Here is a 20,967-nt window from a genome sequence, read left to right as displayed (position 1 = left end):
CATCAGTCAGTGAGCGTCGGTCAGTCCTTAGGCCCCGCCTCTGGGGCGCGTCGACGATCGTCGCACCGACAAATAAGTACGGGAAGGGCGTAAGCCGCCACCAAGGCCCTCAGTCTGGATTGCTCGTGCGCATCCGGTGATAAGTTGGTGAAACCGGTTGTGCCTGCATCTCGCAATGAAGTTCTAGGATTCTTGGGAAGAAATCAAGCCTCGTGACCTGCGGTCGTGGCCGGCGGCGAGGTAGGCGGACAGACAGCTTTCATACAGATATCGGCGAGCATTTTCACGAGTTGGTCGTTGGTTAGTCCGGATGAGGACAGCCATGTCCGATTGAGCATCAAGGCCATCAGGCGGATTCGTGCGCTCGCCTCGGATCGACGTTCGGACGGCCAGTTCGACATGAGCAACGGCATGCAGTCGCTGAACTCGACCGGGGTGTTGAACAAGGTTGCGTACTCGGCTCTCTCGGTCGCGAGGACCTCATCGAGTACGAACATCAAGGTTCGATTCTTCTCGAAGTACGACAATCCGTCGCGGACCCAGGCTTCGACGGCCGCTGTATCTCCGGTGGCGAACGCTGGATCGGCCCGCTCGAAGTATGACAAGATCTCGGGTGTCGCATCGGTCATGATCGCCTGCAGGAGATCAAGTTTGCTGCGAAAGTGAAGATAGAACGTCGCCCGACCGACACCCGCCGCGATCGCGATTTCGTCAACAGTCGCCGCGGGGTACGTCGTATGTGCAAAAACATCCATAGCGCCGGCCATCAACCGAGTCCGCGTTACCGCTCGCTGCGCATCGCGCAACGAGACTCGGGCGGGCCGGTTCGGCGTTGTCGTGAGTGGCGCAGCATCGGCTGGGGCGGACTTGGTTGGAAGCTTCGCCGATTCACCTTCGAGCAGTTCGATTGGTGCGGGAGCGCTGTCCGGCCTCCCGGCCGCAATTCGCTTCGCCATGCCAAGAAGCCTACCTTGGCCGGTGTCTGCCTCGAGGTCGTAGCGCAAACCGCGGTGGGTAGGGCGTTGCGCAGCAGCGGGTCTGAACCCTGGCTGGCACCGAGGTCGAAGCCGGTGGCGCGCAGCCGGATCGTGTTTCCTGCTGTGGAGTCCGCATAGCTACTTGTCGCTACCGATCGTTTTGTGTCTGCTCCACCACCCACGCCGCGATCTGGGCGCGGGATGTGAATCCGAGTTTGGTGAGCAGGTGCTCGACGTGTCCTTGTGCGGTTCGCGGTGAGATCACGAGTCGGTCGGCGATCTCCTTGTTGGTCATGCCCTCGGCCACCAGTTCCGCGACTTCCTGTTCTCGTCTCGTCGGAGTCGTCGACGCATGACCGGGCGGGGCCTCCGGGAGTTCCTCACGCAGTGCATACGCGATCGCGGCGTCGAATCCCAGCGACCGGCCCTTCCGATGGGCAGCGTCGAATTCGCGTTGTCCAAGTGCCTGGTGGCATGCTCGATCGGATTCCTCATGGTGGACGAAGAGGGCGGGAAACATGATCGTGACACTGCCGACTTCTCGTACCAGCTCCTCGCCCGCGGCCATCAGAATTACGGCACGACGTGGGTCGTTCTCACTGGCCGCGATCCAGGCCAGCGCCTCGAAACATGTCGGGGCCATGAGGCGGTCTTTCACCTGTCGGCACAGCTGCAGAGAATGCTCGAGCAGCTGTATTGTCCGGGAACGGTCGCCCTGACGCCACATCAAAACTGCCATGGACCACAGTACGTATGACCGGTATACGGACTCTCCGCGTGCCTCGGTGACAGCGAGCACGCGTTCGTAGCATTCGATTGCCTTCCGTATGTCGCCCCCTTGTTCATACGCGATTCCGAGCATGTGCAGAATGCCGATTTGTGGTGCGTCGTCTCCCGGCCCGAACAATTCAAGGGCCCGTTCCAGGCGTGCGCACGCCCGGGGGATGTCACCGTTGAACACCGCCAAGATCCCGTCGGAGTGTGCGATGAAGGCATGGGTCCGTGGGTCGGTGATCCGTGCCGCGAGCCCGCGCCCTTCCTCGGCCAGGTCGGCGCCCGCATCCATGTCGCCCTGCACCTCGGCCAGCACGCTGCTGGAGTACAACGCGATGGCTCGTTCGACCGTCACCTGCCCTGGCTGGCGCGCCAGGAGTCGGTCCAGCCAGTGCCGCGCCTCACTGAATGGCCCACGCGAACTCCAAAACGGCAAGAGAGCGGCGGAGATGCGCAGCCCTGCGTCCGGGCTGTCGGACATGCAGAATTCCAGTGCCTCACGGAAATTCGGCTGCTCTTGCTCGAGTCGCGCGATCCAGTCGAGCTGCCGTGCGCTGATCCACTCGGATTCGGCGTCAAGCGCGAGCTGCTGATACCAATCTCGATGCATGCGACGGAGTTCCAGAAACTCATCGCGCCGCTGCAGTTGTTCCCGGCCGTAGTCACGGAGGGTTTCGAGCAGTCGGAATCGAACCGCACCGTTCGATTCCTCCCGTACGAGGATTGACTTGTCGACCAGGGAAGTCAATGTGTCGAGCACGTCGTCAGGATTCATCCCTGTGCTGCAGACCGCTTCCGCAGCATCGAGTCCGACACTGCCGGCGAACACCGACAGCCGTGCCCACACCAACTGTTCTTGCGGCGTGCACAGGTCGTGGCTCCAGTCGATGCACAATCGAAGCGTTCGCTGCCTCGACGGCGCGCCCCGGTTGCCGCGGGTGAGCAGGGAGTACCGGTCGTCGAGTCGCTGCAGGATCTGCTCTGGCGACATGGCGCGTAGCCGAGCCGCCGCCAACTCGATCGGGAGGGGCAGTCCGTCCAATCGGTTGCAGATCTGTGTGATGACGCTGCGGTTGTCGTCGGTGAGCTCGAAGTGGGGGAGAGCAGTGGCTGCGCGTTCGACGAACAACGTGACCGCGTCGTAGCGGGGGAGTCCGCGAAGCGACGGTTCACAGTTGGGATCAGGAACTGTGAGGGGTGGAACTCGCATGACCGATTCAGCGCCGATCCCGAACGCTTCTCGGCTCGTCGCCAGAATGCGCACGCCCGGGCAGGACCGAAGCAGCGTCTCTGACAGGGAGGCCGCGGCGTCGACTACCTGTTCACAGTTGTCGAGGAGTAGCAGCACCTCGCGGTTGGCGAGGAAATCCAGGAGGACAGTGTTCGGAGACAGGGCCGACTGGTCCCGCAGCCCGAGCGCGGCCACGACTACGTCGACTAGCAGTGACTCGTCGGACAGTTCGCCGAGTTCTACGAGCCAGACGCCGTTTCCGAAGTTCGACTTCGCATTTGCCGCTGCCCGCAACGCGAGCCGTGTTTTCCCGACGCCGCCGATCCCTGTCAACGTCACCAGCCGCGATGAACTCAGCAAGGCTTTCAACTCTGAGAGTTCGCTGCGGCGCCCGACGAAGCTGGTTAGGTCGAGTGGCAGTGTCCCACTGGAGTTGTGCGAGGTGTGCGAGTGGATGTTCGGGCGAAGACGTCGCGGTCCCGAGGGTGGTTCAGGTTGTCCATGCGCGGCTATGTCGTCGGCCGGGATGTCGTGTCGCAGTAAGAGATCGCGAAGCTCCTCGCCGAGTGCGGCTGCCGTTCGGTGTCTGTCGTCCGGATTTGTGGACGTGGCGCGTTCGATCACCGCACATAAGGCGTCGGCGATGCCTTGATCGCGTAGGTCTGGAATGGGCTGTGTCGTGATCTTGATGGACAATGGCTGATCGCTGCGGCGTTCGAATTCGGGATGACCTGTCACAGCGCAGTACAAGGTGGCAGCGAGACCGTAGATGTCCGAGGCGGGGCTTGGAGATTCGCCCGTGAGGATTTCGGGTGCAGTGAACGCGGACGGCACGGTCAGGACGTCGGTCGTGGTCTCGAAATTGCTTGCAATGTAGGCGATCTCGAAGTCGGTGAGCGCCGGCTCGCCGTATTCCGTGAATAGGATGTTCGCGGGTTTCACGTCGCGGTGCACGATTCCGAGTCGGTGCGCGGCTTCGAGTGCGCCGGCTAGTTTTACCCCTAACCTCAATGTGTCTTCCAGAGTCAGTGGGCCGTGCTGGCGGAGTTGAGCATCGAGGGAACTGCGCAACTGGTCTTGCGTCACGAGGAACGGGTGCCCGCTTTCGGTGGCGCCGGCCTGTAGGACGGTGACAATGTGGGGGTGTCCGGCGAGTCGGCCCATTGCCTGTTGTTTCCGGAGGAAGCGCTTCCGGTCGCCGACGTCCAGGTCGGAGAGGATGACGGTGACTGTCACGGTGCGGTTGAGCGAGGTTTGATCGCACCGATAGACCACACTGAAATCGCCACGTTCGATCTCGCGGGCGTTGTCGAATCCCGCGGCACTCAATTCAATGCTGACGTCGGGGACCATGTCACCCCGCGTCCCGAACGGATTTCTGGTCGGCCATCGGCTTCTGTGCACTTCACCCTCTTCGTGTCATCGAAGCAGGTGTGACGTATGCCACCTTGTCGACGATGTACTCAGGATATCGCTGCCGGGTGGCTGCCGGTAGTCGCCACTCGGAGGGCGAGATTATGTGTCGATGGCGCAAATCTGCGGAACAGCTCCGGGGGGGGGCTTGGGTCGACGGGCTGCAGCTGTCGCTACTCGTAGCCCTCTTGCTGTCGTGCCGGCCGGGGTCGTGCCGAATTATGGATGTCGACTTCGTAACGACAACGGGCGCTACGGGTTCCATGCATCCAAGAATCGCGCACCGCTGTGCAGGTCGATGCGCTGGAGCTCCAGAGTTCGATCATAAACTGCCGTAATCAAACAACTGTCCATTAGTGGTGACAATCGTACAGTTGTCCGTTAGTGTCTCGGTGAGGGCGCTGATCCCAACCCAACACGAGCTTGATAGGACAACGATGTCAACGATCAACATGATGGATCCTGAACTGGCAGCAGCCTGCGCTGTTATCGCTTCCGACGCCATGGCGAATGGCGGGATCACAATCCCTGAGCGCGGCGACGCGTTAGGGCTTCGGGCCGTCCTCGAAGCCGGGATGGCAGGCGTTCCTTCTCCGCCCTCAACTGGCGTCTCCGTAAGTTCGCACTTCGCCCCGACGCCTGACGGCTCAGAAATTGGATTGCATTTCTACAGCACCGATACCGGGACGACCGACCGTCCAGCAGTCGTGTACTTGCACGGTGGAGGGATGATCTCCGGCAAACCCGACCACTACGACGGAATCGTTCGCTACTACGTGCAGGAGTCGAATGTTCCACTGCTGCTTGTTGATTACCGGCTCGCTCCCGAACAGACAGGCACCTCACTTGCGGAAGACGGATTCACCGGTCTTCAATGGCTTGTCGACCACGCCGATGAACTCGGAGTAGATCCAGCTCGCGTTGCCGTCATGGGCGATAGCGGCGGCGGCGGTGTCGCTGCAGGAACTGTGATTCTTGCTCGCGACAGAGGCGTTCCGGTCTCGAAACAAATTCTCATTTACCCGATGCTGGACGACCGAAACACTGAACCGGACCCGATTCTCGAGGGTGCCGTCGCGTGGACCCATGATAACAACTGGACCTCCTGGAGAGCGGTGCTCGGAGCAGACTTCGGCAGCGACAGGGTCTCGCCGATCGCCGCGCCCGCGCGTCTCGAGGACTTTTCGGGTCTTCCTCCTACCTATATCGAAGTGGGTGAACTCGACATCTTCAGGGATGAATCGATTTCGTACGCTCGCAGACTGTACGAGGTGGGAATCTCATGTGAATTGCAGGTTCTTCCTGGTGTAATTCACGGACATGACCGCATGAGTCTGGATATCGGGGTCACCCGTCGCACACTGGCGGATCGCTGCAGGGTCATCGCAGACCTGTAACCGCACTGAGGATCCAACTCAGTCATCTGTTCGGAACCGGATTCTTCTTGCCGACATCGAGCATTCGACCGACTCTCGATGACGGTCCGCTTGACGATCTCTCGTAGGACGCCCGCCGGCGAATGATGCCGGCGGGATTCGAGTCGTGGCGGAAGGTGTCGAAAACACCGGCGACGTCCTGATCTCCGAACTCGAGGCTCAGGTGTCCACCGACATTAGACCCATCGCCAAACCCCGGCAGATCACCATCGTCCCCGAACTTCCGAACTTCCGAACTCCCGAAGACCCGATCCGGCAAGGTCATGCGCCGCATCCTAGGCGACATCGCCGAAGGCCCCGGCCTCGAAGACGCATCAATCCTGTTCGGCCCCAAGGTATTCGACGCAATCTAAGGTAAGTAGGGCCTGCAGCCCCGTGCGCCTTTCTGGTAGTGGGCGCTACCAAAAAGGCGCACAGGGGCGAAGCCCCTCTCGTCGGCGAATTTAGTACGAGCATCCTGTCCGGTGCTGTGTTCTGCAGCTGATTCTTCGATCCGTGACCACGGCAAAGCCGGTCCCATCGTGTGATAGTTTCTGAACAATCGCATCTCTATGCCTCATATTTTCAGGTTCACGTGAGACCCGCGCGACCTACGCACTAGGAGTAACCGATGACGCAATCGGATCCACAGCAGGCTGTGCTCCTGAGCGAGCCAGCCCCTCACGTTCGGTTGTTGACCCTCAATTTGCCTCATCTGCGAAACGCAATGACAGAAGAGATGACTTGGTCCTGGACCGAGGCGCTCGACGCCATTGAGAATGATCGTGATGTACGGGCGTTGGTGGTGACGGGGAGTGGTACGTCGTTCTGCTCGGGGGCGGACCTGTCTTGGCTGGACGACGCTCCTTCGGGCGAACGCACCCCCGATCGGCTGCAGCGAAAGATGGCACCCTTCTACCGCTCTTGGCTGGCGCCCCGGGAGATGCCATTCCCGGTGATCGCGGCGATCAATGGGCCAGCAGTCGGTGCCGGCGTGTGCCTTGCACTAGCCTGCGATCTGCGTTATGCGAGCAACGATGCACTGTTCAAGACCCCCTTCAACTTTTTGGGCACACACGGGGGCATGGGAATCACAGCGCTTTTGCCTGAGGTAATCGGCTACGCCTGGGCGCGGGAGATGCTCTATACGGGCCGTGACGTCTTGGCCGACGAGGCTCTCAGATTGGGTTTGGTAACCGGCGTGCAGGACGATGTACTCAGCTATTCGATTGATGTGGCGCGGACAATTGCCTCGGCGGCACCCATTCCGACCAAGCTGACCAAGATGGGACTCGAGCAGGGGCGCGCAGGTCTGGCGGCTGCCGTGACTTGGGAGTCTCTGGCGCAACCGGTAACGATGGCTACGGCGGATTTGCATGAGGGGATCGCCGCCAGCCAAGAGCGCCGTCGACCGGTATTCACTGGTGACTGAGTGGTCACAGCACGCGCGGCGAATGTGCAGAGTCACTCGTGTGGAAGATAGTCCGGCCAACACGGTTGACTGAGGCGAAACAGTCGCCGGCGTCGAGTTACCGTTGTCACTATTGCTATCTGTTTGATAGTTAACGACATGTTGTGGTTTATGATGGACTCATGCAAGGTGCAATGGAGTGGTCACAAGATCGAACCGATTCCATGTCCGATGCGGGTGTGTCAGTTGGCTCACTGGCTGAGGTCGGTCCGATGGACCTTCTCCGCGCTCTCGGTGACCCGGTTCGTTGGAGCATCGTTCGCCAGCTGTGCGCCGTCTCGGAGTTGCCTTGTAGCACGCTCGAGCACACGTTGAACGTATCCAAACCCACGATTTCATACCACACGAAGATCCTTATACAAGCTGGTCTCATGTACCTCCGCAAAGAGGGTCGTAACAACTTCTACACGCTTCGTCCCGAAGCATTGCACGCACTGCTCGAGGCGATTTCGGTACTTGCTCCGGATATCGCGCCGGTTGATGATGGCGTGCTGAAATTTCCCGCGGCCACAGGCAGGGGACACGGGCAGGCAATGACAGATCACGTGGCTCATCCGGTAGCCGTTGGCGCGGAGCATGTTCCGGTGGTCACTACCTGGTGAGGGAAAGGTCGCGGGGAGCATCGCTCCCCGTGGTTGAGCTGGACGTGCGGTTCTTGTCGGAGGATGCACTCGTAGATTCCAGCCGACCGAGTCCTCCTGATTCTCCTCCAGTGAGTGCCGCAAATCTGTCGCATTCTGCGGCACTCACTTCGGCGTTCGGCTACTTGATGGTGAAGAGGTTGGTCGCGTTATTTCAGCATGCAACCAGCGTCGACCGGCATTGCGACGCCCGTGACGTAGCGCCCTTCATCTGAGGCAAGGAACAGAACGGCGTTGGAGATGTCCACGGATTCCAACCACGACAACGGAAGCGCGTGTGACATGCCGAACCTGTCGGCCATCGTCTCCTTGGTCCGTTCCTCCGGGGTCAAATCGGGCGCATATACCTCGTACATGTAGGGATTTTGAATGATCGGTGTGTCAACCATTGCCGGGTGAACGGTGTTGACGCGAATGTGATCCTGGGCAAGTTCGAGGGCGAGGCTGCGCATCAGACCGACCACGCCATGTTTGGATGCAACGTATGCGCCGGCGTTTTGTGCGCCCCTCAGGCCTGCAACCGAGCTGGTAATGACAATCGCGCCGCCGCCGGCCTCGCGGAGATGCGGGATCGTGGCTTTGGCTGTGTGCCACGCCCCTGTGAGATTGACGTCGATGATTTCCCGCCAGGCATTTTCCTCGAGATTCTCCATACGGGCAGCGCTGAAGATTCCGGAGTTTGCGGCGACGATATCCAGTCGTCCGAGTTGTGCAACACCATCGTTGACGGCCGCCTCCACCGCGCTGAAATCACGCACGTCGGCCTGAGTGGCAACGATGCGCTGGCCGAGGGCCTCAACCAATCGCACGGTTTCTGCCAAATCATCGGGCGTCGCCAACGGATAGTCGACCGAATCCATAGGACTGCAGATGTCGATTGCGATGATGTCTGCACCCTCTTCGGCCAGACGTACGGCGTGGCTACGTCCTTGCCCGCGAGCAGCGCCCGTGATGAATGCGACTTTGCCCTGAACTCTTCCAGTCATTTGAAACCTTCCGGCTTGGGATATGACGGCCATCACGATCTTCGTGGAAACCGCCGTGGGTGAAGTATGATTCGCATCTATATTTAGATACATTTGCAATGATCTAAGTATTCTCGGGGTCTGTCAAGCACCTGTAGTCACCCAACCTCGAAAAATGCAGGCCGTCAGTTCTGGGCGTGCCGCACGGGGATTGGGTGAAATCTTATGCCGATCAACGGCTTTCGGAATCTCCCTGGCTAGGAGTGTGACCGCTGCGTTCGCTTCGAGCCATCCGCGCCGAAAAGCGGTAATTTGAAGGGTCTTTCGCATCCAACGTGTATCCGAGGGTGGCAGAACACGAAGTTAGCCTGACGCTGGTGCGCTCGGAGACAAACGCATGAGTGGCCGTCGTTGGCATCTCATCGCCTTCGTTCTGCGGTGGTTCCGCGAAAACACTAACGGACACCTGTCCGATGTCAGCTGTTAGTGTTTATGAAAAATGGAGGTGACCTCATGGGCTTGACTGGCATTCCACCTGCAGTTTTCATGCGGGAGGGAGATCCGATGGATCCGCGCTCGATGCGGACTCGTCGACAACTATTGGAGGCTTTCGAACAGTTGCTGGAAGCAGACAAGATGCCAACCGTCGCCGAACTCGTTCGTGAGGCCGGAGTGAGTCGGAGTTCGTTCTACGCTCACTTCACGGGGATCGAAGAAGTGGGAGTCGCAGCGCTCCGGTCGATCTTGGACGAATTCGAGCCGGGAGAGGTTCGCAACGTAGATCGTCAGGACGGAGCATCTGCCTCGGTTACTTTCGAAGATTTGTTTGCCCATCTCGGGCAGCATCGCCGCCTGTGTTCTGCAGTTCTAGTCTCCGATACACAGTTGCCGGCGCTTGCCGAACTGAAGACAACGTTGGTAGACCAACTGACCGCGGCTATCCATCAGTCGCCTGGCAAGCCCGGCAGCCTGGACGCGGGGAAGGCGGCGTCGTTCTTGGTCGGGGGAATCCTTGCTATTTTGCTGGAATCGCTGCAGGAGGCCGATCGAGACGACGACCTGAGTGCCACATTGGCTGCGATGTTGCCGGAATGGCTTACGACGGCACGCGCACTTGCTGCACCGATCTTGTTCGCGCCCAAGTCGGAGGCTTCGCTGCAATGAGTTTGCGGTAAAGCACCTACCGCACTAGCAATGACGGTCGAATTCGCTTGCAGGAGAGAGACCCGCGCCGATGTAGCAGCAGCCATGTAGCAGCCACTAGGCCCGAGCGGCGACTATGGCTGCGGCCAGTATCCTGCACTTCCGGCGGCGCAGAACGCTGGTCGTCATAGAAAACGAATTGGCGTTCACACATCCCTGGTAACTATCGCGCAAGGCGCCGCCGGGTTCGAGTTCAGCCGTTACTGCATCTTCACCGGTTGCTGAACGGATCGGGCCAGCCGTTGGCGAAAGCAGGCTCGCGTTTCTCTGCAAAAGCGTGAGCGCCTTCGACGAAGTCGCCGGCGAGCAGTACGCGCTGCATGACCGACTCGTAGTACTTCTGCTGCTCGGCAAGTTGCACGTCGCGCCAGTAGCGTAGTACCTGCTTGGTGCCCCGCACTGCGACCTGCGAGTGTGATGCGATGGCCGCAGCTTTCTCGATTGCTGTGTCGAGGAGTTTCTCGGCAGGAACAACCTTCTGTACCAGTCCAAGACGAAGTGCGTCCTCGGCGGAAAGACGCTCGCCCGTCAACATCAGGTCCATCGCAGCTCCGAAGGGCATCAGACGCGGCAGAACGTTAGCAGCCACACCCGCGAGAAATCCTCGCTTGACTTCGAATACGCCGAACCATGCCGTATCAGCGGCGATTCTGATGTCCGCGCAAATCGCCAATTCGAGGCCGCCCGCAACGGCCAATCCATTGATCGCGGCAATCACTGGCTTCTCGCTTGCGGCGACACCCGCGATGTCCGGTTGGGGAGAGAGCGGAACAGCGTTCTTCGCCGGTCCTGAAGCCATGGCCTTGAGGTCTCCGCCAGCGCTGAATGCTCTTGCGCCGGCGCCGGTAATGATGGCCACCCGTTGGTTGTCGTCAGCGTTGAACTCCCGTAGACCCTCCTCGAGTTCCGACATGATCGCGCCGTTCAAGGCGTTCATCGCCTCTGGGCGGTTCAGCGTGAAGACTGTTACGTTCTCGAGTCTGTCCACCAGCAGATCGTTCATTGCACCATGCCTCTCGATAGTTTGATTGATGCAAAACTGTAGCACGATGGGGTGGGCAAAGTGGGGTGAAAGTAAGCATTCGGAACACTTTTCAGATTTTCATCAAACTAAAACCTTGACTTGTGATGAAAATCATTAGAGGCTTATCGAAGCTTCGAGGATGTGGGGTGGCGCCAATGGTAAGAAAGCCACCGAGTCTGCCAGTTGCGCTCGCGACAGACCCGGCTTCCCTGCATTGTTCTCGTCGCACAGCCATCGAATTCGACCGTGACGGTACGCACTTCGAGAATTCCGACTTGGCATCTGGTCATTCGGAGAACTCGGGAGCAGGGCCAGCGTGTCGTAACCGTCTTCGGCCGCGCGTTCTGTGCGGCCCACTGCTAACCCCTGCCAGCACAACAGTTACCTCGGAGGGCATATGAACCTAGAACTTGCGGGAAAAACGGTCATCGTGACCGGTGGCGCCCAGGGCATCGGCCTGGCGACTGCGCAACTCTTTGCATCGCGCGGAGCACAAGTTGTCGTCGCCGATCTGAACGGCGACGCAGCCAAGAGAGCTCTCGAAACCCTTGATTCGCAGGGAGTCTCTCACTTCGCTGTCGATGTCGACGTTTCGTTGTCGGCAAGCGTCGAGAGCATGAAGGAACGAGTTATCGAGTCCGTCGGCAAGGTCGATGTACTGGCCAATGTCGCTGGTATTTACCCGAACTCGTTGATGACGGAGACTTCGGATGATGTTTGGCGGCGCACTCTGGCCGTGAACCTCGATGGCACCTTCTTCATGTGCCGTGCCTGGGCGCCGGTGCTGAGCGAGCAAGAGGGTGCGGCGATTGTCAACGTTATTTCAGGCGCGGCACGCATCCCGTATCCCGGACTCTCTGCGTACTCGGCGAGTAAAGGTGGGGTCATTTCGTTCTCCCGCGTGATCGCGGCTGAACTCGGCCCTTCGGTGCGAGTGAACTGTATCGGCCCAGGTGGAACGCTCGCGGACGGCCAGGTCGATGCCGACTCGGATCCGCAGATGATGGCCTTGGTGCCGATGGGCCGTCTCGGACGTCCCGAGGAGATAGCAGAGGCGATAGTCTTCCTCGGTTCGGATCGCGCACGGTACATCACAGGGCAAATCCTTCATGTCAATGGTGGACGTTCGATGCACTGACATCGCCGCCACTGCCTAGGTTCGAGGCTCCCATGCCTCCATCCTCAGAACCCGTGATCATTCAATTCAAGGATAGGAAAACTCCAATGAAGTTCGGTATCTTCATGTCTCCGTACCATATTCCGGGGAAGAGCCCATCGGTATCGCTCGCGCACGACCTCGACATCATCGAGCACATGGACCGCCTCGGATACGACGAAGTGTGGATCGGTGAACATCACTCCGGTGGGTTCGAGATTGTTTCAGCTCCGGACCTTTTCATTGCGGCGGCAGCGCAGCGCACACGCGACATTCGGTTCGGCACCGGTGTCACCTCGGTCCCGTACCACCAGCCCTTGGTGGCTGCTGGTCGTATCACATTGTTGGACAACCTTACTCGTGGTCGTTTCACCTTTGGTGCGGGGCCAGGAGCGCTCGTGACCGATGCGCACATGATGGGCATTGAACCGAATAACCAGCGCCGCATGATGGAAGAAGGCTTGGACGCGATCACCCGGTTGCTCAGAGGTGAGACCGTCGACATGAAGACCGATTGGTTCACCCTCCAGGGCGCACGTCTGCAGGTCCTGCCGTACAAGGGCCGCGATCTCGAGATCGCAGTTGCTTCGGTCCGCTCACCGTCGGGTGTGAAGCTCGCTGGCCGTTACGGATTCGGCCTTCTGTCGATCGCTGCGACCGATCCGAACGGCGGCTTTTCCTTTGTCGGTGAGACCTGGCGTCTGATGGAGGAACGAGCGAAAGAATCGGGGCAGTCGGTGAGTCGCGACAACTGGCGGGTGATGGCCCCGATTCACCTCGCGGAAACGAAAGAGCAAGCATACGAGGATGTGCGCCACGGCCTGGTGCCGATGTCGAAGTTCGGTGCTACCGGCCCGTTCGCGGGTGAAGCCGTGGACATCGAACAGGTACTCGCTTCGACAACCCACGAGGAAATGGTCGATGGTCTGAACATGAGTGGCATGGGAGTGGTGGGTACACCCGAACAAGCCATTGAACTTGTCAGTCGCCTCGAGAAGCAGTCAGGCGGCTTCGGGACACTGCTGCTTGCCGGGAGCGACTGGGCTAATCAGGCGGCAACAAAGAAGTCGTTGGAACTGTTCGCCCAGTACGTCATTCCCGAATTTCAGGGCACTTCGGCACCGCTCGTATCGTCGTGGGATCGCCTGTACTCGGGTCGCCAAGCATTCGGTGCGGAATTCCGTGCCGCGCAGGACAAAGCAATCGCAGAGGACGCCGCGGAGCGCACCCCCCGATAGGGGGTATCGGTCCGAGAGAACGACAAGATGCCAATTCCGGCCGAAGGCGGAGACGAAGTCCTTCGTCCGCGGTGCCATTCGCACCGGCGGGGACTTTCTCGACGAGTCGGTGCGAACTCGAGTCAGCCGGAGTTGCGATTGCGGTGTTTCGCAACCGGGCGGAAACCGTTGTGAGAGTTATCATCACGATGTTAGTGTGATGCCGCTGGGACCCCTACGAATGTAGGTCACGGTGGTCAGGCCTGCAGGCTTGGACATGATGCGGTCCGGCTCCAAGATCCCCGCTGGTCCGGCTTCAAGGTTCCCTGCCGGTCCGGCTCCGCGGTGTCCAATGCTCATCCGCTCGACTACCAATCGGACGTCGAGCGGGTGAGCGGCTGTGGCCCCAGTGGCGCGTCCAGCTCGCAGGCAGCTACGTGGCCGGCGAGATCCCTGAAATGCTGGAGGTTTTCCCTTGATTATCCCGAACCCTTCCGAACCGATGGCACTACGCGCCATCTATGGCACCTTCCCGAGCGGGGTGACAGCGGTATGTGCCTTGCGTGATGGTTCCCCAGTGGGTTTCGCAGCGAGCTCATTCGTTTCGGTTTCGGTAGACCCGCCTCTGGTGTCGGTGTGCGTGCAGGACACGTCGACGACCTGGCCGCTACTTGTCGACCGCCCACGACTCGGTCTGTCGGTGCTCGGAAGCGACCAAGGCGTCATGTGCCGTCGACTCGCGTCGAAGTCGGCGAACGACCGGTTCGCGGATACGTCCTATACGGTGACCGATGGTGGTGCGGTGCTGCTGCATGGGGCCGTTGCGTGGCTCGAGTGCACCATCCATGAGATCGTACGGGCCGGGGACCACGATGTGGTTCTGCTTCGGGTTGAAGCTATGCAAGACCATCCGGACGTTGCACCGCTGGTCTTCCATGGCAGTGGTTTCCGGACGCTGGCGTCCGAGGCAACCTGATGTCCCTGACACAAGCACTACCTCGGGGCGATTGGTGGCAAGGCCGATCCGCGATTCAATCCGCAGTGTCGGCATTGCAGGCCGGCCGACCGGTACTTGTGGGTGCAGAACCCGGTTCCGGCGGCGGTTACGACATGGTGATGTCCGCTGCGCTTGCGGACACAGCCTGGACAGCCTGGGCGGTCCGGTGGTCGTCGGGCTTTCTATATGCCCCGCTTCCATCGGATCTGGCTGAGGATCTCGACCTGCCGCTGATGGTGCGCAATGGAGACAGCCCACGAACGAGGACGCACACCGTGTCTGTCGATGCTGCCGTTGGGATAACGACGGGCATAAGCGCAATCGACAGGGCTCGGACCGCGCGGGTGCTGGCTGATCCAGGTTCCACGCCCGCCGACCTCACGCGCCCTGGGCACCTCATGCCTGTCGTCGCTTCCGACGGGGGTGTTGTTGTCAGTCCGGGGCGCATCGAAGCTGCGGTGGACCTTTGTCGCTTGGCAGGCCTGCCACCGGTCGCCCTTGCTGGGCAACTTGTACGAGACGACGGAGAAATTGTTCGTGAGGCAGACATAACGGATCTCGGCGACAGTCACGACCACCCGATCGTCGATATCGCTGATCTCGTGACGCACCGCCTGTTTGTCGGTGACGGTGCCCGAGGCCGGGTCACCCGCGCTGTCGGAACGCCATGGCATGCCATCCGCAGCGCCCTCGACGTCGTGGGCTTCGTCGATGAGATCACCGGCGCCGAGCACATTGTGGTGCGCGGTCCGGGTACACCTGTGCGCCCTGTTGTGTCAGTGCATGTGGAGTGCACGATGGGCGGCATCTTCGGGTCGGACTCATGTTTCTGCGGGCGTGAACTTGTCAAGGCTACCGAGCGAATCGCGGTGGACGGAGGTTTACTCGTCTACCTCAGGCGCCCCCATGGTCGCGGCGCTGTGCTACCGGTTGCACACGCTTGGACAGAGGCCGATGATGGTGCGCTCGCGGCTATTCTGCATAGTCTCGGTGCCACGTCCATAAGCCTGCTCGACGGGCCCGCCAGCCCGGATCGGCTTTCGTGGGCCGGTGTCACGTCACAGGATGCTACGCGAGTCGCAGCTGGGAATGACGAATTCTGAGATTTTCTGAACCATGATCGCACTGGTTGGCCGTTGGAATACTTTAATTACGTTGTGAAGCAACGGAACCGAGATTGTACGGGATGACGCACTCCGCAAAACCCGCCGCATCATCACGATGCAAGGTTGTCGAAAATTGTTTCGCAACTACAACATTCACGAGTATGTAGACGTGCTGTTCGAAGTGGTCGAGTATCCGATCGATCGGCATGCACATTTGCGTACCGGTGTGGAGAACACCCTGTCCGGGGCGATTCTGTGAACAGTTTTGCGGCGTACGGCCGAAAGTTGCGAATTACTCCTTCTTACTCCTGAATACGAGGCACCTCCTATGGCTGTTACTGCAACTCCGGCGCAGATCCGGGTCGGGCGTGCGCGCTGGTACCGAATTGGCTTGATGCTGTTCGTGATTTACCTCATCACGTTCGTGGACCAGACCAGTTTTCCGATTGCTACACCGCTTATCTCTACGGACTTGCAGCTCGCCGCGACAGCAACCGGGGTTCTGCTCAGCGCGTTCTTCTGGGGATACATCATCACCCAAATCCCGGGTGGCGTCCTGGCAGCGAGATTCGGACCGAAACGCGTAATGCTTGCGACCCTGGCGATCTGGGGGTTATGCGCCGTTCTCTGCGCCACTATCCCGAATTACGGTGCGCTCATAGCGATTCGTTTCGCCATGGGCCTTGCGGCAGGAGCCTTGTGGTCGACATTTGCCGTGATCGTTGCGAACTGGTATCCGACATGGGAGCGCGGACGGGCAGCCACGTTCACCGTGATCTCGATCCCGCTGGCCGCAGTCATAGCGAGCCTGTCCAGTGGATGGCTGACCCAGGCACTGACCTGGCACTGGGTGTTCATCAGCCTGGGACTGGCTGCATTCGTGATGGCAGCACTGTTCGCGGTTTTCGGAGCTGACTCACCCGACACCGATCGGCGACTCACCGAAGGGGAGCGCAACTACATTCTGGCGGGTAGGCGCTCCGAATCGACGCCAGGATCGTTCGCTCGGGGAGTTTTGCGGCGTCCGATGGCGTGGATACTCGGCGGCACCTTCCTCCTGTGGCAGTCCGCCTTCTACGGCATGGCTTTGTGGCTACCGAGCTTGGTCGCGCAGGCATTTGAAATCAGCGTCGCAACGGTCAGCCTTGTCTCCATCGTGCCTTTCGTAGTTGCCGTTCTTGTGATGCTGCTCAATTCTCTTCTGTCGGACAAGTCTCCGTGGAGTCGGGGATGGAACGCTGCAGTCCCACTGCTGATAGGCGGTGCAGCTCTGCTCGCGGGGGGATACGTCCACGGGGCATTCGGTGTCGAGTTACTTCTTCTCTACATCGCAGTTGCTGGGCTTTATGCCGGGCTCGGTCCCTGGTGGGCTTGGGTCATCGACAACTTCTCGCGAAGTTTGTCCGGCGGCGCCACGGGATTCGTCAACTTCTGCGGCAACCTAGGTCTCATTGTCGGACCGATCTTGGTCACTTCCGGGGGCGTCTCCGCCCAGCCTTCGTCAAGTCTGTCCATACTCGGCGGTTGTGCCCTGATATCGGCCATCGTGATCATCGTGCTGTCGACCAGGCGCAACATCAAACGAACAGCGGACGCGCCGGCGCGGAACGTACTCGCCGAACCTCGAGAGTCGGATCCCTCGGATGCCAACGCGTAGTGGGCAATGACTGAACCACTGAAGGCCGTGACCGAAGGCGCACAACTCTTCGCTCGAACACGTTGCTCAACGACGTGAACAACTAACCGAACCGGACCACAAACGATTGGAGTACACCGATGTGCGAGACGCATACGACCAGTACCCTGCCCGTCATCTGGCAATGCCCTTCTGCTGCTGGCGATCCCACCACGATCAGTGCGAAGCAGTGGCAAATCGAGGTCGGTCGATGACGCGCCGGAGCGCCGCAGAGATGAGGGATCTGGTCATCGATCAGGGATCGTGGCGGTGCTGGGACGAATCTCCGCGTGACGCTGTCGCCGATGACGAGTATTCAGCCGAATTGGGCCGTGCCCGTGCTACAACGGGAATGGACGAGGCCGTCACGACTGGTCAGGCTACCGTGCATGGCAGGCGCGTCGCTCTCGTATTCGGTGAGTTCGGATTCATGGGCGGCTCGATCGGTGTCGCGACGGGGGAGCGGATCGTCGCGGCAATCCGCCGCGCGACCGCCGCGCGACTTCCACTAGTCGCACTGCCGGCCTCGGGTGGCACCCGAATGCAAGAGGGCACAAGTGCTTTCCTTCAGATGATTCGGATTACCGCCGCTGTCAACCAACATAAGGCCGCACATCTGCCCTATCTGGTGTACTTGCGTCACCCCACTACAGGTGGTGTCTTCGCCTCTTGGGCATCGCTCGGGCATATCACGTTCGCCGAACCTGGAGCGCTACTCGGATTCCTCGGACCCCGCGTGTACGAATCCCTCTACGGTGAGTCCTTTCCGGCGGATGTGCAGGTGGCCGAAAACTTGTTCCGGCATGGACTGGTCGATGCCGTTGTGCCACCGCAAGAGTTGAGTCAGCTCATCGCCCGCGCCTTGTCGATCATCTCGTTGCCGAGCCCTCCTCGGCTTGAACCTGCGGGCGGAGACGACATAGGTGCGCCCGTTTCGGATGAGGATGGTGACGCATGGGCGTCGGTGATTGCGTCGCGATCGACCAAGCGTCCCGGTGTGCGAGAACTACTCGAGCATGCCGCAACGGAGTCATTGGCGCTCAACGGCACCGGCCAAGGCGAGAATGATCCGGCACTGTTGCTAGCCCTAGTTCGCTTCGGTGACGTTTCGTGCGTGCTTCTGGGCCAGGATCGCCGCGGTCAAACAGTGTCGAATCCGTTGGGTCCGGCTGCCTTACGTGAGGCACGCCGGGGTATGAAACTCGCCAAGGAACTCCAGCTACCCTTGGTGTCCGTGATCGACACTTCGGGTGCGGCGCTGAGCAAGGCAGCCGAAGAGGGCGGACTCGCCGGCGAAATCGCCCGCTGTATCTCCGACCTGATTGCCTTGGATGTCCCGACGGTATCGGTATTACTCGGACAAGGTACCGGCGGTGCTGCTGTGGCGCTTCTTCCGGCCGATGCCGTCATTGCCGCACAACATGGATGGTTGTCTCCTCTACCTCCGGAGGGGGCGAGTGCGATTCTGTTCCACGACATCTCCCACGCACCGGAAATGGCAGTGCGCCAACGTATCGACTCCACCGACCTTCGCGCGGTCGGTTTGGTCGATGTGATCGTGCCGGAGTATCCGGATGCGGCTACCGAGCCGGATTTCTTCAGCGTTCGGATGGGCGCCGCGATTGCGGCAGAACTCCGCCGATTGAGCGCCATGGAAGACGGGTTGAGGTGTCAACTCAGGATGGAACGATTCGACACCATGGGAATCCCCAGCGAGAACGCAACACTCACCTGACCCTCATCTGAAGGCTCTGGGGCGCCGGAACATTCGATCTGACCTGCCTGGCGCCACCTGGAGGAATCGGGCGGCGTGCACAGTACGGCGCCGCCGTCTGGGCGAAATCAATTCGACGATCATGAATCTATTGGCAGGGAATTCCCGTTTCTCACCTTGACAGAACCGCACTGTCTTCGATTATTATAAAATCATCAAATTAATTTCGCTGGTTCTGCACCTCGACGAATCCGTAACGCTCAGAGTTTCGCGTTACCAACGGCCGCTGCGAGGATGCACAACTGCATCGGTTCACCGTGGCTGACGCTCACTTTGCGGCCCAGCCGAATTGAAGCCGCAGTTGGCGCCCGCAGTGGGCGAGTTGATCTTTCACGACCACGAAAATCCATCCATCAGCTCTCCTAGGGGTCCACTTTGACCGAAGTACATGCCGTCGAATCCGCAATAACTCCCATGGCGACCGAAGTACCTGTGGTCACGTCGATCTTCATCAACGGAAATTGGAGTCCCGCTCGGACGGAGCGAACTTTCACGGTGACCGATCCCTCTAGTGGACGGTCGATCGCTAATGTCGGCGACGCGGGTGTCGAGGAGGTTCGCTCAGCGATCGACGCGGCTCATGATGCCCTGGACTCGTGGAGCGCGCGGACAGCTTACGAACGCTCCGCCATTCTCTATCGTGCGCACAAGCTGATGTTGGAGCGCGCGGACGAATTGGCGACGCTGATGACGACGGAACAGGGTAAACCGCTTCGTGCTGCGAGGACCGAAGTCCAGTATGCCGCAGACTTTCTCATCTGGTTCGCCGAGGAAGCTAAGCGAATCTACGGTCGAACGATCCCGTCGGCGCGACCCGATCAGCGTTTCGTGGTGCAGCACCAGCCCGTAGGCGTGGTTGGCGCGGTAACCCCGTGGAACTATCCGATCTCCATGATCACGCGCAAAGTCGCGCCCGCTCTCGCAGCGGGATGCACGGTCGTACTCAAGCCGGCCGAGGCTACGCCGCTCTGCGCGGTGGAGGTATTTCGGATCCTCGAAGAAGCCGGTGTTCCCCCGGGCGTGATGAATCTTGTGACGACATCCGACCCTCGGATGGTCGGCGAGGAGTTCACGAGCAACGAGAAAGTTGCGAAGGTGACATTCACGGGTTCGACGGCGGTCGGCCGGAAATTGGCTGAGGGCGCCGGTCGTTCGCTGAAGCGCATTTCGCTCGAGCTTGGCGGGCATGCACCGTTCATCGTGTTCAGCGATGCCGATCCGGTGCACGCAGCAAAGGGCGCAGCAGCAATCAAGATGCTCAACACCGGCCAAGCCTGCATCGTTCCCAACCGGTACTTCGTGCATTCGTCCATCGTCGACGAGTTCTGCGAAGTGCTGACGTCCCGGCTTGGCCGGATGAGTGTCGGTCACGGTCTCCAAGAGGGTGTTTCGGTCGGCCCCCTCATCAACGAGGCTGCGGTGGAGCGAATGGAACGGCACGTGTCGGACGCGGTGAACCACGGCGCGAAGGTGCGACTCGGCGGCCACCGTTTGACAGAGGGCGAGTTGGCCGCCGGCAATTTCTACGCGCCGACAGTGCTGTCCGGGGTGACACCCGACATGCTGATCTACCGCGAGGAAACCTTCGGACCGATTGCTCCGGTGATCGCCTTTGACGATGACGACGACGTGATCGCGATGGCTAACGACACCAGCTACGGACTCGCGTCGTACATCTATTCCCGTGACATCAGTCGGGCGATGCGGACGGCAGAGCGTCTGAAGTTCGGCATGGTCGGAGTCAACGACATCAATCCCACTTCGGCGGCAGCTCCCTTCGGCGGGGTCGGCGACAGCGGACTCGGTCGCGAAGGTGCGCAAGAGGGACTTCTCGAGTACCTGGAGACACGACTGCTCGGGATAAGCGTGTAACCAAACATTTTGTGAAATTAGATGCAACAGAATGCAATTAGGCGATTTGCAGCAGA

General features: G+C 60.1%; 15 protein-coding genes and 1 pseudogene. 12 read left to right on the top strand and 4 right to left on the bottom strand.

Translation table 11 applies throughout. The annotated features are described in order from the left end of the window. Nucleotides 1–203 precede the first annotated feature (203 nt). On the bottom strand, nucleotides 204–956 hold the full coding sequence (locus KYT97_RS16385) for a TetR/AcrR family transcriptional regulator (protein WP_095887230.1): 753 nt from the start codon (nucleotides 954–956) through the stop codon (nucleotides 204–206). Nucleotides 957–1,125: 169 nt separating this feature from the next. Continuing rightward, entirely contained in the window at nucleotides 1,126–4,335 is a 3,210-nt protein-coding gene (locus tag KYT97_RS16380) for a protein kinase domain-containing protein (protein ID WP_219112982.1), read from the bottom strand. A gap of 497 nt (nucleotides 4,336–4,832) precedes the next feature. Here KYT97_RS16380 and KYT97_RS16375 point away from each other — a divergent pair, with 497 nt between their 5' ends. The 4 genes and pseudogenes from KYT97_RS16375 to KYT97_RS16360 all read left to right on the top strand — a co-directional run bounded on the left by KYT97_RS16375 (nucleotide 4,833) and on the right by KYT97_RS16360 (nucleotide 7,883). Further along, nucleotides 4,833–5,792 carry an alpha/beta hydrolase gene (locus KYT97_RS16375; protein WP_245005846.1) on the top strand — a complete coding sequence of 320 codons (960 nt, stop codon included), beginning with the start codon at nucleotides 4,833–4,835 and terminating at the stop codon, nucleotides 5,790–5,792. 142 nt (nucleotides 5,793–5,934) lie between these two features. Beyond that, nucleotides 5,935–6,184, top strand: a pseudogene (locus KYT97_RS16370) (AMP-binding enzyme); the annotation flags it as partial. A gap of 257 nt (nucleotides 6,185–6,441) precedes the next feature. Then, nucleotides 6,442–7,242, top strand: coding sequence for an enoyl-CoA hydratase/isomerase family protein (locus KYT97_RS16365; protein ID WP_095887227.1), 801 nt, complete (start codon nucleotides 6,442–6,444; stop codon nucleotides 7,240–7,242). 173 nt (nucleotides 7,243–7,415) lie between these two features. Continuing rightward, entirely contained in the window at nucleotides 7,416–7,883 is a 468-nt protein-coding gene (locus KYT97_RS16360; RefSeq protein WP_179300771.1) for an ArsR/SmtB family transcription factor, read from the top strand. Nucleotides 7,884–8,071: 188 nt separating this feature from the next. Here KYT97_RS16360 and KYT97_RS16355 read toward each other — a convergent pair whose 3' ends face one another. After that, a complete protein-coding gene (locus KYT97_RS16355; RefSeq protein WP_095887225.1) occupies nucleotides 8,072–8,908 on the bottom strand; it encodes a mycofactocin-coupled SDR family oxidoreductase in 837 nt (278 codons plus the stop codon). Between the two features lie 543 nt (nucleotides 8,909–9,451). On the opposite strand from KYT97_RS16355, the gene KYT97_RS16350 reads away from it, so the two are divergent. After that, nucleotides 9,452–10,051, top strand: a complete 600-nt coding sequence (locus tag KYT97_RS16350; RefSeq protein WP_179300770.1) for a TetR/AcrR family transcriptional regulator — start codon at nucleotides 9,452–9,454, stop codon at nucleotides 10,049–10,051. 250 nt (nucleotides 10,052–10,301) lie between these two features. Here the strand turns inward: KYT97_RS16350 and KYT97_RS16345 are convergent, their stop codons facing one another. Next, nucleotides 10,302–11,093: an enoyl-CoA hydratase/isomerase family protein gene (locus tag KYT97_RS16345; protein ID WP_095887223.1), complete on the bottom strand. Its 792-nt coding sequence runs from the start codon at nucleotides 11,091–11,093 to the stop codon at nucleotides 10,302–10,304. Between the two features lie 418 nt (nucleotides 11,094–11,511). Here KYT97_RS16345 and KYT97_RS16340 point away from each other — a divergent pair, with 418 nt between their 5' ends. From KYT97_RS16340 to KYT97_RS16310, 7 genes are all read left to right on the top strand, one after another. After that, complete coding sequence (locus tag KYT97_RS16340; protein WP_095887222.1) at nucleotides 11,512–12,252, top strand: SDR family NAD(P)-dependent oxidoreductase; 741 nt, start codon at nucleotides 11,512–11,514, stop codon at nucleotides 12,250–12,252. Between the two features lie 86 nt (nucleotides 12,253–12,338). Further along, nucleotides 12,339–13,508, top strand: coding sequence for an LLM class flavin-dependent oxidoreductase (locus KYT97_RS16335; RefSeq protein WP_219110261.1), 1,170 nt, complete (start codon nucleotides 12,339–12,341; stop codon nucleotides 13,506–13,508). A gap of 481 nt (nucleotides 13,509–13,989) precedes the next feature. After that, nucleotides 13,990–14,463, top strand: coding sequence for a flavin reductase family protein (locus tag KYT97_RS16330; protein ID WP_095887220.1), 474 nt, complete (start codon nucleotides 13,990–13,992; stop codon nucleotides 14,461–14,463). Beyond that, the gene (locus tag KYT97_RS16325; protein ID WP_095887219.1) at nucleotides 14,463–15,587 is read left to right on the top strand and encodes a 3,4-dihydroxy-2-butanone-4-phosphate synthase; all 1,125 of its coding nucleotides are present in this window, start codon (nucleotides 14,463–14,465) and stop codon (nucleotides 15,585–15,587) included. Before KYT97_RS16330 ends, KYT97_RS16325 begins: the two co-directional genes overlap by 1 nt. Nucleotides 15,588–15,918: 331 nt before the next feature. Then, complete coding sequence (locus KYT97_RS16320) at nucleotides 15,919–17,247, top strand: MFS transporter (RefSeq protein WP_095887218.1); 1,329 nt, start codon at nucleotides 15,919–15,921, stop codon at nucleotides 17,245–17,247. A 229-nt stretch (nucleotides 17,248–17,476) separates the two neighbouring features. Continuing rightward, complete coding sequence (locus KYT97_RS16315; RefSeq protein WP_219110260.1) at nucleotides 17,477–19,000, top strand: carboxyl transferase domain-containing protein; 1,524 nt, start codon at nucleotides 17,477–17,479, stop codon at nucleotides 18,998–19,000. Nucleotides 19,001–19,414: 414 nt separating this feature from the next. Next, entirely contained in the window at nucleotides 19,415–20,911 is a 1,497-nt protein-coding gene (locus KYT97_RS16310; protein ID WP_245005845.1) for an NAD-dependent succinate-semialdehyde dehydrogenase, read from the top strand. Nucleotides 20,912–20,967 lie beyond the last annotated feature (56 nt).

Origin of the sequence: Rhodococcus globerulus (genome assembly GCF_019334125.1) — a bacterium.
GTDB classification, from domain to species: domain Bacteria; phylum Actinomycetota; class Actinomycetes; order Mycobacteriales; family Mycobacteriaceae; genus Rhodococcus_F; species Rhodococcus_F globerula.
Note: the sequence above shows the minus strand (reverse complement) of the source record. Positions and strands in the feature narration are given on the sequence as shown.

Coding starts and splice junctions, on each gene's coding strand:
- KYT97_RS16315 (WP_219110260.1), top strand. CDS start 17,477: ATGACGCGCCGGAGCGCCGCAGAGATGAGGGATCTGGTCATCGATCAG.
- KYT97_RS16365 (WP_095887227.1), top strand. CDS start 6,442: ATGACGCAATCGGATCCACAGCAGGCTGTGCTCCTGAGCGAGCCAGCC.
- KYT97_RS16330 (WP_095887220.1), top strand. CDS start 13,990: ATGGCACTACGCGCCATCTATGGCACCTTCCCGAGCGGGGTGACAGCG.
- KYT97_RS16320 (WP_095887218.1), top strand. CDS start 15,919: ATGGCTGTTACTGCAACTCCGGCGCAGATCCGGGTCGGGCGTGCGCGC.
- KYT97_RS16340 (WP_095887222.1), top strand. CDS start 11,512: ATGAACCTAGAACTTGCGGGAAAAACGGTCATCGTGACCGGTGGCGCC.
- KYT97_RS16355 (WP_095887225.1), bottom strand. CDS start 8,908: ATGACTGGAAGAGTTCAGGGCAAAGTCGCATTCATCACGGGCGCTGCT.
- KYT97_RS16350 (WP_179300770.1), top strand. CDS start 9,452: ATGGATCCGCGCTCGATGCGGACTCGTCGACAACTATTGGAGGCTTTC.
- KYT97_RS16345 (WP_095887223.1), bottom strand. CDS start 11,093: ATGAACGATCTGCTGGTGGACAGACTCGAGAACGTAACAGTCTTCACG.
- KYT97_RS16360 (WP_179300771.1), top strand. CDS start 7,416: ATGGAGTGGTCACAAGATCGAACCGATTCCATGTCCGATGCGGGTGTG.
- KYT97_RS16325 (WP_095887219.1), top strand. CDS start 14,463: ATGTCCCTGACACAAGCACTACCTCGGGGCGATTGGTGGCAAGGCCGA.
- KYT97_RS16385 (WP_095887230.1), bottom strand. CDS start 956: ATGGCGAAGCGAATTGCGGCCGGGAGGCCGGACAGCGCTCCCGCACCA.
- KYT97_RS16335 (WP_219110261.1), top strand. CDS start 12,339: ATGAAGTTCGGTATCTTCATGTCTCCGTACCATATTCCGGGGAAGAGC.
- KYT97_RS16375 (WP_245005846.1), top strand. CDS start 4,833: ATGTCAACGATCAACATGATGGATCCTGAACTGGCAGCAGCCTGCGCT.
- KYT97_RS16380 (WP_219112982.1), bottom strand. CDS start 4,335: ATGGTCCCCGACGTCAGCATTGAATTGAGTGCCGCGGGATTCGACAAC.